Source organism: Pseudomonas sp. LBUM1673, from assembly GCF_059695645.1.
Genome location: NZ_CP166780.1, coordinates 4,408,688 through 4,422,174, shown reverse-complemented (window position 1 = coordinate 4,422,174; position 13,487 = coordinate 4,408,688). Strand labels below are relative to the sequence as shown.

Here is a 13,487-nt window from a genome sequence, read left to right as displayed (position 1 = left end):
CCTGTAGCAGCTGGCGAAGCCTGCGTTCGGCTGCGAAGCAGTCGTGATAACAGGCCCAGCGGTCTTTCAGTGTAGTTGCCGGTCGGGCAGCAGGCGCTGGTTGAACCAGTCCAGGGTCCATTGGTTGCCCACGGCGTAGCGATAGCGCCCGGCCAGCAGTTTTTCCAGCACCTGTTCCTGATTGCGCGCATCGTCGCGGTGCAGTTGGTCGGCGTCGAACAGCGGTTGCAGAGTCGGCTAGCTATAGCCGAGCACGGTGCCGATCGACTGTCGCGGCAACTGCGCCGGATTGACCGAGTCGGGGGAGCCTCGCCGGCTAATCAGCAACTCGCGCTGAAGCAGCAGCGGTACGCTCCAGATATAGTCGCCGGACAGGTTCGGCAGCCAGGATTGTGAGACATAACAGCGCACATCGATTTCACCGTGCTCCATGGCATTTTGTACGCGTGTTCGAGGCAAAACGTGAAACTCAGCCGGCGCGCCAACCTGTGTCGCCAGGCTGAGCATGATGTCGTGCAGAATGCCCTGGGTCGGTCGGCCGCGCTCGATCTGCACCATGGGCATGGCCCAGCTATCGGATACGACAAAGCGCAACGGCGCCTCGGCGGCCGCGACACTCGGGCTGACCAGCAGCAGTGCCCACAAGGCAAAACGCCTAAACGCTCCGTTACGGCTCAAACCCTGGCCGATAAAAGCTCCTCAAAGTGCAGCTTAGCCAGAATAGACGAGCGCACCGGATGCAATTTTGGCCTTGCTCCGCTAGCATTAGCCGCTTCTGTTCCTTCGTTGCGACGGTTTTCGATGAGTTATCAGGTTCTTGCACGTAAATGGCGTCCGCGCTCGTTCCGCGAAATGGTCGGCCAGACCCATGTGCTCAAGGCTCTGATCAATGCCTTGGACAGCCAGCGGCTGCACCACGCCTATCTGTTTACCGGTACCCGCGGGGTCGGCAAGACCACCATCGCGCGGATCATCGCCAAATGCCTGAACTGTGAAACAGGTATCACTTCGACCCCCTGCGGTGAGTGTTCGGTGTGCCGCGAAATCGATGAGGGCCGCTTCGTCGACCTGATCGAGATCGACGCCGCGAGCCGGACCAAGGTCGAGGACACCCGCGAATTGCTCGACAACGTGCAGTACGCCCCGAGTCGCGGGCGTTTCAAGGTCTACCTGATCGACGAAGTGCACATGCTCTCCAGCCATTCCTTCAATGCGCTGTTGAAAACCCTCGAAGAGCCGCCGCCCTACGTCAAGTTCATCCTGGCCACCACCGATCCGCAGAAACTTCCGGCAACGATTCTCTCGCGGTGCCTGCAGTTCTCCCTGAAGAACATGACCCCGGAACGGGTGGTCGAGCATTTGACCCACGTGCTGAGCGTCGAGAACGTGCCGTTCGAAGACGACGCGCTGTGGCTGCTGGGCCGCGCCGCCGACGGTTCGATGCGCGACGCCATGAGCCTGACCGATCAGGCCATCGCCTTCGGTGAAGGCAAGGTCCTGGCCGCCGACGTGCGGGCGATGCTCGGCACCCTCGATCACGGCCAGGTCTACGACGTCCTGCATGCGCTGATCGAAGGCGACGCCAAGGCATTGCTCGAAGCGGTGCGCCATCTGGCCGAACAAGGTCCGGACTGGAACGGCGTGCTCTCGGAAATTCTCAACGTGCTGCACCGGGTTGCCATCGCCCAGGCCTTACCGGAAGGCGTCGACAACGGTCACGGCGACCGTGATCGCGTATTGGCCCTGGCCCAGGCTTTGCCGGCCGAAGACGTGCAGTTCTATTACCAGATGGGCCTGATTGGTCGCCGCGATTTGCCGCTGGCACCGGACCCGCGCGGCGGCTTTGAAATGGTCCTGCTGCGAATGCTCGCGTTCCGACCGGCAGACACTGAGGACGCCCCGAGGCAACCGCTAAAGCCAGTGGGGATCAGCCAGGCCACAGTTGATTCCGCAAACTCAGTGGCTGCCGCGCCGATTGTTACGCCGGTAGTCGCTGCGGCTGTTGCACCGGTTCCGGCTGCGCCCGTGGTTGCACCGACCCCTGTCTCGGTTGCTGCGCCTGAGCCGGTCGCGTCCGTGCCTGTGCCTGTGATTGCGCCTGAGCCCGAGCCCGAGCCTGTTGTCGAGCCCGTGGCGGTCGAGGACGTCGTCGATCTGCCCTGGAACGACCCGGTAGAGCCCGAAGTTGTCCAGCAACCCGCCGTCGAGCCGGTACTGGAAACGGCCGGTGAACAACCCGAACTGCCACCGATGCCCATGCCGACGCCGGACAGCGTGGTGCCGGACGCGCCGGAATGGGCCGCTGCGCCGATCCCGGAACCGTCCATGGCCGAAGTGGATGCCGCTACGCCAGGCATGGACCAGGACGACGAGCCGCCGCTGGACGAGGACTACATCGAGCCGGACATGGATTCGGCCTACAGCTACCTCGACGAACTGGCCAGCGAACACACCGCTGAGCCTGCGCCGGAACCCGAGCCTGAACCGGCCGCGATGCCGGCCACCGGTCTGGCCCTGCAATGGCTGGAGTTGTTCCCGAAACTGCCGGTGTCCGGCATGACCGGCAGCATCGCCGCCAACTGCACGCTGATCGCCGTCGATGGCGACAACTGGCTGTTGCACCTGGACCCGGCCCACAGCGCCTTGTTCAACGCGACGCAACAACGTCGCCTCAACGATGCGCTGAACCAGTTCCACGGGCGCACGCTGACCCTGAGCATGGAGCTGATCAAGCCCGAGCAGGAAACACCGGCCCAGGCCGCGTCCCGTCGCCGTGCGAACCGTCAGCGCGAGGCCGAAGAGTCGATCCACTGTGATCCGTTCATCCAGCAAATGATGCAGCAGTTCGGGGCGGTGGTCCGTCACGATACTATTGAACCTGTCGAGGCCCTGGTCAGTCAGGACTAATAACTGAAGGCGCTTGGCTGCACTCGCCGGGCGCTGTTTTTATCCAAGCACTTTTGAGGTGATTCCCATGATGAAAGGTGGCATGGCCGGCCTGATGAAGCAGGCGCAGCAGATGCAGGAAAAAATGGCCAAGATGCAGGAAGAGCTGGCCAACGCCGAAGTCACCGGTAAAGCCGGCGGCGATATGGTCACCGTGGTAATGACCGGTCGTCACGACGTCAAACGCGTGACCATCGACCCAAGCCTGGTCGAAGGCCTGAGCGAAGACGACAAAGAGATGCTGGAGGCTGTATTCGCCGCTGCCGTCAACGACGCCGTGCGCAAGATCGAAGCCAACAGCCAGGACAAAATGTCCGGCGTGACCGCTGGCATGCAACTGCCACCGGGGATGAAACTGCCATTCTGATTCGCCAGCGCGCATCGGATGGGCTACAAAAAAATGCCAGGCATCGCGCCTGGCATTTTTGTTTCTGCCTGTTGGAAGTGTGGTGCCTGTGAGGCCGCCTTTGCGGGCAAGCCCGCTCCCACAGGGATCACCTAAATCCTGTGGGAGCGGTCTTGCTCGCGAAGAAGTCAACTCGGTCCCCCGTAAAAACATCGAACACGACACCGCCACAAAGGTCTGCTCCCTATACAGCCGGATTCATCGATCAAGGACACGCTGCTATTTGACGCTAAACAGAGGCGCGGGTATAAACCGCGTCTCGTTGTTATGTCGGACTTTTTCCCCATGAGCTTCAGCCCTTTGATTCGCCAACTGATCGATGCCCTGCGAATTTTGCCGGGTGTGGGTCAGAAAACTGCCCAGCGCATGGCGTTGCAACTGCTTGAGCGTGATCGCAGCGGTGGCTCGCGACTGGCCCTGGCGCTGAGCCAGGCCATGGAAGGGGTGGGCCACTGCCGCTTGTGCCGCACGCTGACCGAAGACGATTTGTGTCCGCAATGCGCCGATCCACGTCGTGACGATACCTTGTTGTGTGTGGTGGAAGGTCCGATGGACGTTTATGCGGTGGAGCAGACCGGTTTTCGCGGTCGCTACTTTGTGCTCAAGGGCCACTTGTCGCCCCTCGACGGGTTGGGGCCGGACGCCATCGGTATTCCACAACTGCTGGCGCGGATTGAAGAGGCAGGCACGTTTACCGAAGTCATCCTCGCCACCAACCCAACGGTGGAAGGCGAAGCCACGGCGCATTACATCGCGCAGTTGCTCAGCAACAAAGGCCTGATCGCCTCGCGTATCGCCCACGGCGTACCGTTGGGCGGTGAGCTGGAACTGGTGGATGGCGGGACATTGGCGCATTCGTTTGCCGGGCGTAAGCCGATTGCCTTGTAGTGTCTGAACAGGCCCCTTCGCGGGCAAGCCTCGCTCCTACAGGCAATACGCTGCCCTTGTAGGAGCGAGGCTTGCTCGCGAAGGACGCGCCTCGGTCTATCTGGTTCACACAACTCTATTGAAAACCAAGCAAGCGCTCGGTTAACTTCGCTGAACCTTCAGTGGAGTTCGCCGATGCCTGTCTTTCAGGAATACTTCGACCCCAGCCACCAATTGGTCCGCGACAGCGTCAGGCGTTTCGTCGAACGCGAGATTCTTCCGGACATCGACCAGTGGGAAGAAGCCGAAAGCTTTCCCCGTGAGCTCTACCTCAAGGCCGGTGCGGCGGGGATTCTGGGCATCGGCTATCCCGAAGCCTTGGGCGGTAGCCATGAAGGCGATGTGTTCGCCAAGATCGCCGCCAGTGAAGAACTGATGCGCTGCGGCTCCGGTGGTCTGGTCGCAGGGCTGGGCTCGCTGGACATTGGTCTGCCGCCGATCCTCAAGTGGGCCAGGCCCGAAGTCCGTGATCGTGTGGTGCCTCAGGTGCTGACGGGCGAGAAGATCAGCGCCCTGGCCGTCACTGAACCCGGCGGTGGCTCAGACGTCGCGAACCTGCAAACCCGCGCCGTACGTGACGGCGACTTTTACCGGGTCAGCGGCAGTAAAACCTTCATTACCAGCGGCGTTCGGGCGGATTTCTACACTGTCGCGGTGCGCACCGGCGAGCCTGGGTTTGGCGGCATCAGTTTGCTGCTGATCGAGAAGGGCACACCCGGTTTCACCGTCGGTCGCCAGTTGAAGAAAATGGGCTGGTGGGCGTCGGACACCGCCGAATTGTTTTTCGATGATTGCCCAGTGCCGGTGGGCCATCTGATCGGTGCCGAAAACATGGGTTTCGCCTGCATCATGGGCAATTTCCAGAGCGAGCGTCTGGCCCTGGCGCTGATGGCCAACATGACCGCCCAGTTGGCGCTGGAAGAGAGCCTGAAATGGGCCCGTCAGCGTGAAGCTTTCGGCAAACCCATCGGCAAGTTCCAGGTGCTCAAGCACCGACTCGCGGAAATGGCCACGGCGTTGGAGGTATCACGGGAATTCACCTACCGCCAGGCGGCGAAAATGGCCGCTGGGCAGAGCGTGATCAAGGAGATTTCCATGGCCAAGAATTTCGCCACAGACACCGCGGACCGCATCACCAGCGATGCTGTGCAGATACTTGGAGGCCTCGGTTATATGCGCGAGAGCCTGGTGGAGCGGCTGTATCGGGATAATCGCATCCTGTCGATCGGCGGCGGGACGCGGGAAGTGATGAACGAGATCATCAGCAAGCAGATGGGGCTTTGAGTTTTGCGGTGTTGCGGCTGACGCTTTCGCGGGCAAGCCCGCTCCCACAGTGATTTTTGTCGTATGCAAAACTTGCATTTAACGACAATCCTTGTGGGAGATTCTATGGTTGAGGGGAAGCCCCTCAACCGGCTTTGGGTTGGTATTCGCTCTGTCCTTTCAGTAGAGCGAATACGATCCGAGCAAGCTTGCGAGCCAGTATCACCAGCGCCTGAGTGGTGCTGAAGCCTCGAGCTCTTTGCTCTTCGTAAAAGCCTTTCCAGGCTGGCGTACGACTGGCCGACATGGCCGCGTTGTGCAGAAGCCGGCGAGCTTCCGGGTCACCTCGCTTGGTCAAGCTCCGGCGACCGTCTTTTTGTCCCGACTTCGACACCCGTAAATCCATTCCCAGAAAGGCAATAAAGGCATCTGCGTTTCTGAAGTCGCCCCGCTGAAACGCCGTGAGCAAGCGAGCCCCGGTCAGAAATCCGATGCCTTCAACTTTCAGGCAACGCTTCAACTGGCCGAGCAAACCGGCTTCTTTCAGATGATCGTTAATCGTCTTCTCGACCAGCGTCTCAAGCTGCTGCATCGATTTCACTTGCTCGGCAAAAGCCGCCTTCAGCAGCGGCTCATTCGCCCAGCTTTGCACCAGGCCGACTCGAACCTGAACCAAGGCTGCGCGACGACGAAAAAGGCTCAAGAGCTGGCGGTACAGCGGTGATGGCGGGGTCCAAGGATGAAGATCATCACCCTCGTTCTTCAGATAGCGAGCGAGTAGCCTGGCATCCAGCGCGTCGGTTTTGGCGCGGACATTCACCCCTTTGCGGTAATGGCTGAGTTCGTAGCCACCCACCATGTAAATCACGCAGCCGGCCTCATAGGCCAGATCGGCGAACTCCAGGTGATAGATATTGGTCGATTCAATGGCAATAGCGACAGTCCCCGACAAGGCCTTCAACCACTTCTTGATGGCTGCCTTGTTGTTGGGAATCGTTTCAAGCAGGTCAAGTTCGGCGTGATAGATCACCAGTTCATTCTTGGCAACATCCACGCCTACGATCGGCTTTGAGACAGAAACCAGCATTGCCATTAAATTTCCTCCGGGATATGGTTTTGAGCACTTGAAGGGCTCACCCAGAGGCGCAGGCTTGTTCCTATCGTCGGTCTAGCCAGATGCATTCTTTATCGGCGCTTGGGTGAAAGGAGGAGGGGCGAAATCTCCCACGGATCTGTACTGCGTCAACAGTCAGAATCGGGCTTTGTCCCTCCTCCTCCCTTCAAGTCCTACCATACAAGCGGGCTTGCCCGCGATGGCGTCAGTACAGACGCTGCTTATTTATCGGTAAGGGCAAACTGCGTCAGGCAAAAGGTCGGAATCCCCATGTCTTCCAGCCGCTGCGAACCACCCAGCTCCGGCAAGTCGATGATCGCCGCCGCTTCATGCACTCGCGCGCCCATGCGTCGAATCAGGTTCGCCGCCGCGATCAGCGTGCCGCCGGTGGCGATCAGGTCATCGAACATCACCACCGAGTCACCCTCGCACAGGCTGTCGGCATGGACTTCGAGGAAGGCTTCGCCGTACTCGGTCTGATAACCCTCGGCCAGCACGTCGGCCGGCAATTTGCCCTGCTTGCGGAACAGTACCAGCGGCTTGTTCAACTGATACGCCAGGATCGAGCCGATCAGGAAGCCACGGGCATCCATGGCGCCGATGTGGCTGAAGTCGGCCTCGACGTAACGATGGGCAAAGCTGTCCATCACCAGGCGCAGGGCCGTGGGCGACTGGAACAACGGGGTGATGTCGCGAAAGATCACGCCCGGCTTGGGGAAGTCGATCACGGGGCGGATCAGGGATTTGATGTCGAAGGAGTCGATGACCATCGTCGAAGTGTCCTGGCGGGCTGCAAACGTCGCAGTATAACGGCGGCTGAACCGTTTCGCTCAGCCGCCATCGCCAGGATCAGCCGTCGATCGAGCCACCGGCCAGGGCGCAGAGCTGGATCGGGTCGAGGATGTGCACTTCCTTGCCCTCGGCCGCGATCAGTTCGTTTTGCTGGAAGCGCGTGAACACCCGGGACACGGTTTCCACCGCCAGGCCCAGGTAATTGCCGATTTCATTGCGCGACATGCTCAATCGGAACTGGTTGGCCGAGAAGCCCCGGGCGCGGAAACGGGCCGACAGGTTGACCAGGAAGGTGGCGATGCGCTCGTCGGCGGTTTTCTTCGACAGCAGCAACATCATTTGCTGATCGTCGCGAATCTCGCGGCTCATCACTCGCATCAACTGACGGCGAAGTTGTGGCAGTTGCAGGGCCAGTTCATCGAGGCGCTCGAAAGGGATTTCGCACACCGAGGTGGTTTCCAGGGCTTGCGCCGAGACCGGGTGCTTTTCAGTGTCCATGCCCGACAGGCCGACCAGTTCACTCGGCAGGTGGAAACCGGTGAGTTGTTCTTCGCCGCCATCGCTCAGGCTGAAGGTTTTCAGGGCGCCGGAGCGTACTGCATAAACGGAATCGAACGTGTCGCCCTGGCGAAACAGGAACTCGCCTTTTTTCAGCGGGCGACCACGCTTGACGATTTCGTCCAGCGCATCCATGTCTTCCAGATTCAGAGAAAGTGGCAGGCAAAGAGGGGCCAGGCTGCAATCCTTGCAATGGGCCTGGCTATGAGCGCGCAGTTTTACTGGCTCGGACATTTCTTAGATCCTTGTGAGAAAACACACATAAGACGTAAGGGTAACCCACGGGGGGGCGGCCAGTCTGTGGCTAATTTGCCGCAGAGGCCTTAAATCACCCGTGAAAACCGCTGACGACTCTGTTGTTCCAGGTACGCATCGAAGACCATGCACACCGAACGCACCAGTAACCTGCCTGCGGGAAGTACGGTCATCCGGTCGTTGTCCAGTTCGATCAAACCGTCCTCGGCCATGCTCTGCAACTGGGGCCAAAGCTCGCCGAAGTAACCCCGAAAATCGATATTGAAGGCTTGCTCGATCCCTGCGAATTCCAGGCTGAATTGGCAAATCAGTTGCTGAATCACGGCCCTGCGCAAGCGATCGTCAGCGTTGCACACCAGGCCACGGCTGGTGGCCAGTTGAGCGGACGCCAAAGCGTTTTGGTACTGGGTCAGTTCGCTGCTGTTCTGGCAGTACAGATCGCCGATCTGGCTGATGGCCGATACTCCCAGACCGATCAAATCGCAATGACCGTGGGTGGTGTAGCCCTGGAAGTTACGTTGCAGGGTCGATTCTTCCTGAGCAATCGCGAGTTCATCGTCGGGCAGGGCGAAGTGGTCCATGCCGATGTAGCGGTAACCGGCGGCTGTCAGCTGTTCGATGGTGCCCTGGAGCATTTCCAGTTTCTGCGCCGGCGCTGGCAGATCGTTGCCGTTGATCCGCCGTTGCGGCATGAAGCGTTCCGGCAAATGGGCGTAGTTGAACACCGAGAGCCGGTCTGGTTGCAGGTTGATGACTTCGTCGACGGTGTGGGCGAAGTTCTCGGGTGTCTGCTTCGGCAGGCCGTAGATCAGATCGATGTTGATCGAGCGAAATTGCAGGGTTCGGGCGGCGTCGATCACCGCGCGGGTTTCTTCCAGGCTTTGCAGGCGATTGACCGCCCGTTGCACCACCGGGTCGAGGTCTTGCAGGCCGATGCTGACCCGGTTGAAGCCCAGTTCCCGGAGCAGGCCCATGGTCGACCAATCGGCCTCGCGAGGATCGATCTCGATGCCGTAGTCGCCAGAATCGTCGTCCAACAGGTTGAAATGCTTGCGCAGCTGAGCCATCAACTGGCGCAGTTCATCATGGCTGAGAAAGGTTGGTGTGCCGCCACCGAAATGCAGTTGCTCGACTTTCTGCGTGGGGTCGAGGTGGCACGCAATCAGCTGGATTTCCTGTTCCAGGCGCTGCAAATAGGGCAGGGCGCGGCCACGGTCCTTGGTGATGACTTTGTTGCAGGCGCAGTAGTAGCAAATGTTTGCGCAGAACGGCACGTGCACATACAGCGACAGCGGGCGCAGGGCCTTGCGGCTGTCGCGCAGGGCGTGAAACAGGTCGAAGGTGCCGACCTGGCTGTCGAATTGCACGGCGGTCGGGTACGAGGTGTAGCGCGGTCCCGCCAGGTCGTAACGGCGGATCAGATCAGTGTCCCAACGAATGGCGTCGAGCATGCGGGCATTCCCCCGGATAGGCTGGCAGTGTGGGCGAGTCTAGGGGGAAGAGCGCAGAGGCATTTTGATTTGCATCAACTGTGGCCGGATGTGCGCCGCACCTTTGTAGCAGCTGCCGAAGGCTGCGTTCGGCGGCGAAGCCGTCGTAAACCATCCACCTCGGTTTTCAGGCATACCGGGGATACCGGACTTGCGAGGACTTCGTCCTCGAACGCAGCCTTCGGCAGCTGCTACAAGGGCGCGCCGCCGAGCTAATGCCCCATGAGCCAATGCTGATGCGGCCCCGGCAAGGTCCAGATGCCGAACACCATCACCAATAAGCCGCCGGTCATGCGTACGCTGCGTTTGCGCAATAACGCCGTGACGCGCTCGGCCGCCAGCCCTGTGGCGAGCAGCACCGGCCAGGTGCCCAGCCCGAATGCCAGCATCAGCAATGCACTGTCCAGCGCATTGCCCTGACTCGCCGACCACAGCAATGTGCTGTAAACCAGCCCGCACGGCAGCCAGCCCCACAGCGCGCCCAGCAGCAGCGCGCGGGGCAGGCTCGATACCGGCAGCAGTGTGTTGGCAACGGGCTGAATATGCCGCCACAGGCCGCGACCGAGGCTTTCGATGCGGGTCAGGCCGCTCCACCAGCCGGCCAGGTACAGTCCCATGGCGATCAGCAGCAGCCCGGCGAGGATGCGCATGAACATCGCCGCCGGGCTATTGGCCACGGCCCAACCGGCCAGGCCGATCAGAAGACCGGCCGCGGCATAGCTCAGAATTCGCCCCAGGTTGTAGGCCAGCAACAATCGAAAGCGTCGGCTGCGTTGTTCCTTGGGGATCGCCAGAGTCAGCGCGCCCATCAAGCCGCCGCACATGCCCAGGCAATGCCCGCCACCGAGCAGGCCGAGGATCACCGCAGACACCAACAGTGGCGCCAACTCAAGCATGGGGCGGCGCCTTGTCGTCGTCCGGTTTGGCCGGATGGCCGCTGGCCTCGTCGACCGCTGCCTTGTGGTTCGGGTCCTGATCGTCGAACAGGATGCTGTGGGCCGGGCCGTCGAGGTCGTCGTACTGACCGCTGTCGACCGCCCAGAAGAAGATATAGATAGCGATGGCCACGATCAGCAGCGCGGCCGGGATCATCACGTAGAGAGCTGGCATCTGGACTCCATGCCCGCGCGGCTCAGGCCGGCAGCGGGCGGGTTTCTGGCGTGGCGCTGACCGCAGGCGTGTTGGGTAGGCGAGTCAGGCGCAGGGCATTCAGCACCACGGTCAACGAACTGATGGACATGCCGACCGCGGCCCATACCGGGGTAATCCAGCCGAGGGCGGCGAACGGCAACATGAGGCCATTGTACAGCGCTGCCCACAGCAAGTTCTCGATGATCACCCGGCGGGTACGACGGGCGAGGCTGAAGGCTTGCACTAGCGCGTCGAGGCGGTTCGACAGCAGCACCGCGTCGGCACTGGTTTTCGCCAGATCGGTGGCTGAACCCATCGCCACGCTGATGTCGGCGGCGGCCAGCACTGGCACGTCGTTGACCCCGTCACCGAGCATCAACACCTTGCGGCCTTCCTTGTGCAGCTGTTGCAGCACCTGCAATTTATCGTCCGGACGCAAACCGCCACGGGCTTCGTCGATGCCCAATTCGGCAGCGACGCTGGCGACCATGGGCGAGCTGTCGCCGGACAGCAGCAGCGTGCGCCAGCCGCGAGCCTTGCAGGCTGCGAGCAGGGCGGGCGCGTCGGCGCGCAAACGGTCATCGAGCACGAACCACGCCAGCGGTCCCTGGCTGTCGCCGAGCAGCAGCCATTGGCCAGGCTCCTCGGGCATTACCGGCACTTGAGCGCCGCTGAGCTCGCAGACAAACCCCGGTTGGCCAATGCGCAGGCGTTGCGCGCCGACCAATCCTTCGAGGCCCAGGCCCGGCGTGCTGTGAACTTCTTCGGCGGCCAGCGGCGCGCGGCCAAAAGCCCGGGCAATAGGGTGTTCGGAGCGGTTTTCCAGGGCGGCGGCGAGGCTCAGGCATTGATCGCTGGTCAGGGCTCCAAGAGGCCGGATCGAGCGCAAGGCCAGACGGCCTTCGGTGAGGGTGCCGGTCTTGTCGAAAATTACCGTGTCGATTTGATTCAGGCCTTCCAGCACATGGCCGCGCGTCAACAAAAGACCGAGCTTATGCAGCGTGCCGGTAGCGGCGGTGAGGGCGGTTGGCGTGGCCAGGGACAAGGCGCATGGGCAGGTGGCAACCAGCATCGCCAGGACAATCCAGAACGCCCGCGATGAATCCAGTTCCCACCAGAGTAGGCCGATGGCGGCCACTGCGATAAGCGTCAGCAGTAAAAACCACTGCGCGGCGCGGTCGGCGATTTCCGCCAGTCGCGGCTTCTCGGCCTGGGCGCGATCCAGCAGGCGGACGATGGCTGACAGGCGTGTGTCCTGACCTAGCGCCAGGACTTCCACGGTCAACGCACCTTCGACGTTCAAGGTGCCGGCAGTGACGGCATCGCCCGGGGTCCGTGGTTGTGGCAGGTATTCGCCGGTGAGCAGGGATTCGTCGATGCTCGATTGACCGTCGAGGATCTTGCCGTCGGCCGGCAGAATCGCACCGGGGTGCACCAGCACCTGATCGCCCACGCGTAATTCGCTGAGCAGAATCCGCTCGCTCTGACCGTCAGCACTCAGCCGCAGGCAGGAGGCGGGCAACAGATTCACCAGCTGGGCGGTAGCGGCGGCGGTGCGTTCCCGGGCACGACGTTCCAGATAACGCCCGGCCAGCAGGAACAGCGCAAACATCCCCACCGCATCGAAATACAACTCGCCGACCCCGGTGATCGAGGTCCAGATCCCGGCGATGTAGGCGCTGCCGATCGCCAGCGACACCGAGACGTCCATGGTCAGGTGCCGGGTGCGCAGGTCGCGCATCGCCCCTTTGAAGAACGGCGCGCAGCTGTAAAACACGATCGGGGTGGTGAGGAACAGTGCGACCCAACGCAGGATGGTGTGCAGCTCGGGGCTGAGGTCGATGTTGAATTCTGGCCAGGTGGCCATGGTTGCCATCATCGCCTGAAACCACAGCAGCCCGGCCACACCGAGTTGGCGCAGGGCCAGGCGGTTTTCGCTGGCCAGTTGTTCACTGGCGCGGTCGGCCTGGTACGGGTGGGCGGCGTAACCGATGTGGCGCAATTCGCTGAGTACCTGGCTCAGTGGTAATTGGGCATCGGCCCAGCGCACGTGCAGGCGATGGTTGGACAGATTCAAGCGTGCTTCGGCCACCGCCGGCAGGCTGCGAAGATGCTTTTCGATCAGCCAGCCGCAGGCGGCGCAACTGATGCCTTCCATCAGCAGGGTGGTTTCGGCAAGTTCGCCTTCGTGACGGACAAAGGGTTGCTGCACATCGGCGCGGTCGTAGAGCGCCAGCTCATCCACCAACTGCACCGGCAAGGCTTCGGGGTTAGCCGAGGCTTCGCTGCGATGCTGGTAATAGCTTTCCAGCCCCCCGGCCACGATTGCCTCTGCCACCGCCTGGCAACCCGGGCAGCAGAACTCGCGGGTATCCCCGAGGACGGTGGCCGTGAAGCGGCTGCCCGCCGGGACGGGCAGGGCGCAGTGGTAGCAGGGGGTTGGACTGGTCATGTTTGTTGCCATGAAAACCATTGTGGCGAGGGAGCTTGCTCCCGCTCGGCTGCGAAGCAGTCGCAATACTGAGAACTCGCTATGCCTGAAAGGACCGGTTTGCAGGTTTCAGGGCCGCTTCGCGCCCCAGCGGGAGCAAGCTCCCTCGCCACA

The 13,487-nt window shown here is 61.5% G+C and carries 11 protein-coding genes and 1 pseudogene; 4 read left to right on the top strand and 8 right to left on the bottom strand.

Annotation, left to right across the window (positions count from 1 at the left end; all coding sequences use genetic code 11):
- Window positions 1-72: 72 nt before the first annotated feature.
- Window positions 73-678: pseudogene (locus tag ACA044_RS20425) on the bottom strand (substrate-binding periplasmic protein); the annotation flags it as partial.
- 123 nt (window positions 679-801) lie between these two features.
- Between ACA044_RS20425 and dnaX the strand changes: the two are divergent.
- The 4 genes from dnaX to ACA044_RS20405 all read left to right on the top strand — a co-directional run bounded on the left by dnaX (window position 802) and on the right by ACA044_RS20405 (window position 5,563).
- Window positions 802-2,907: a DNA polymerase III subunit gamma/tau gene (dnaX, locus tag ACA044_RS20420; RefSeq protein WP_497443003.1), complete on the top strand. Its 2,106-nt coding sequence runs from the start codon at window positions 802-804 to the stop codon at window positions 2,905-2,907.
- Window positions 2,908-2,974: 67 nt separating this feature from the next.
- A complete protein-coding gene (locus ACA044_RS20415; RefSeq protein WP_007905413.1) occupies window positions 2,975-3,313 on the top strand; it encodes a YbaB/EbfC family nucleoid-associated protein in 339 nt (112 codons plus the stop codon).
- Window positions 3,314-3,637: 324 nt separating this feature from the next.
- A complete protein-coding gene (gene recR / locus ACA044_RS20410; protein WP_497443002.1) occupies window positions 3,638-4,240 on the top strand; it encodes a recombination mediator RecR in 603 nt (200 codons plus the stop codon).
- A gap of 174 nt (window positions 4,241-4,414) precedes the next feature.
- Window positions 4,415-5,563 carry an acyl-CoA dehydrogenase family protein gene (locus ACA044_RS20405; RefSeq protein WP_497443001.1) on the top strand — a complete coding sequence of 383 codons (1,149 nt, stop codon included), beginning with the start codon at window positions 4,415-4,417 and terminating at the stop codon, window positions 5,561-5,563.
- 124 nt (window positions 5,564-5,687) lie between these two features.
- Here ACA044_RS20405 and ACA044_RS20400 read toward each other — a convergent pair whose 3' ends face one another.
- The 7 genes from ACA044_RS20400 to ACA044_RS20370 form a co-directional block, all read right to left on the bottom strand.
- Window positions 5,688-6,635 carry an IS110 family RNA-guided transposase gene (locus ACA044_RS20400; protein ID WP_497442278.1) on the bottom strand — a complete coding sequence of 316 codons (948 nt, stop codon included), beginning with the start codon at window positions 6,633-6,635 and terminating at the stop codon, window positions 5,688-5,690.
- Window positions 6,636-6,877: 242 nt separating this feature from the next.
- On the bottom strand, window positions 6,878-7,426 hold the full coding sequence (locus ACA044_RS20395; RefSeq protein ID WP_497443000.1) for an adenine phosphoribosyltransferase: 549 nt from the start codon (window positions 7,424-7,426) through the stop codon (window positions 6,878-6,880).
- A gap of 79 nt (window positions 7,427-7,505) precedes the next feature.
- Window positions 7,506-8,240 carry a fumarate/nitrate reduction transcriptional regulator Fnr gene (gene fnr / locus ACA044_RS20390; protein WP_497442999.1) on the bottom strand — a complete coding sequence of 245 codons (735 nt, stop codon included), beginning with the start codon at window positions 8,238-8,240 and terminating at the stop codon, window positions 7,506-7,508.
- 89 nt (window positions 8,241-8,329) lie between these two features.
- A complete protein-coding gene (gene hemN, locus ACA044_RS20385; RefSeq protein ID WP_497442998.1) occupies window positions 8,330-9,712 on the bottom strand; it encodes an oxygen-independent coproporphyrinogen III oxidase in 1,383 nt (460 codons plus the stop codon).
- A 251-nt stretch (window positions 9,713-9,963) separates the two neighbouring features.
- On the bottom strand, window positions 9,964-10,647 hold the full coding sequence (locus ACA044_RS20380; RefSeq protein WP_497442997.1) for a sulfite exporter TauE/SafE family protein: 684 nt from the start codon (window positions 10,645-10,647) through the stop codon (window positions 9,964-9,966).
- Window positions 10,640-10,861, bottom strand: a complete 222-nt coding sequence (ccoS, locus tag ACA044_RS20375) for a cbb3-type cytochrome oxidase assembly protein CcoS (protein WP_497442996.1) — start codon at window positions 10,859-10,861, stop codon at window positions 10,640-10,642. The genes ACA044_RS20380 and ccoS overlap by 8 nt, the downstream gene beginning before the upstream one ends.
- A gap of 22 nt (window positions 10,862-10,883) precedes the next feature.
- Window positions 10,884-13,334, bottom strand: a complete 2,451-nt coding sequence (locus ACA044_RS20370) for a heavy metal translocating P-type ATPase (protein ID WP_497442995.1) — start codon at window positions 13,332-13,334, stop codon at window positions 10,884-10,886.
- Window positions 13,335-13,487: the final 153 nt, after the last annotated feature.

Excerpts from the sequence above, each read along its gene's own strand:
- dnaX (WP_497443003.1), top strand. The coding sequence starts at position 802 with ATGAGTTATCAGGTTCTTGCACGTAAATGGCGTCCGCGCTCGTTCCGC.
- ACA044_RS20415 (WP_007905413.1), top strand. The coding sequence starts at position 2,975 with ATGATGAAAGGTGGCATGGCCGGCCTGATGAAGCAGGCGCAGCAGATG.
- recR (WP_497443002.1), top strand. The coding sequence starts at position 3,638 with ATGAGCTTCAGCCCTTTGATTCGCCAACTGATCGATGCCCTGCGAATT.
- ACA044_RS20405 (WP_497443001.1), top strand. The coding sequence starts at position 4,415 with ATGCCTGTCTTTCAGGAATACTTCGACCCCAGCCACCAATTGGTCCGC.
- ACA044_RS20400 (WP_497442278.1), bottom strand. The coding sequence starts at position 6,635 with ATGGCAATGCTGGTTTCTGTCTCAAAGCCGATCGTAGGCGTGGATGTT.
- ACA044_RS20395 (WP_497443000.1), bottom strand. The coding sequence starts at position 7,426 with ATGGTCATCGACTCCTTCGACATCAAATCCCTGATCCGCCCCGTGATC.
- fnr (WP_497442999.1), bottom strand. The coding sequence starts at position 8,240 with ATGTCCGAGCCAGTAAAACTGCGCGCTCATAGCCAGGCCCATTGCAAG.
- hemN (WP_497442998.1), bottom strand. The coding sequence starts at position 9,712 with ATGCTCGACGCCATTCGTTGGGACACTGATCTGATCCGCCGTTACGAC.
- ACA044_RS20380 (WP_497442997.1), bottom strand. The coding sequence starts at position 10,647 with ATGCTTGAGTTGGCGCCACTGTTGGTGTCTGCGGTGATCCTCGGCCTG.
- ccoS (WP_497442996.1), bottom strand. The coding sequence starts at position 10,861 with ATGCCAGCTCTCTACGTGATGATCCCGGCCGCGCTGCTGATCGTGGCC.
- ACA044_RS20370 (WP_497442995.1), bottom strand. The coding sequence starts at position 13,334 with ATGACCAGTCCAACCCCCTGCTACCACTGCGCCCTGCCCGTCCCGGCG.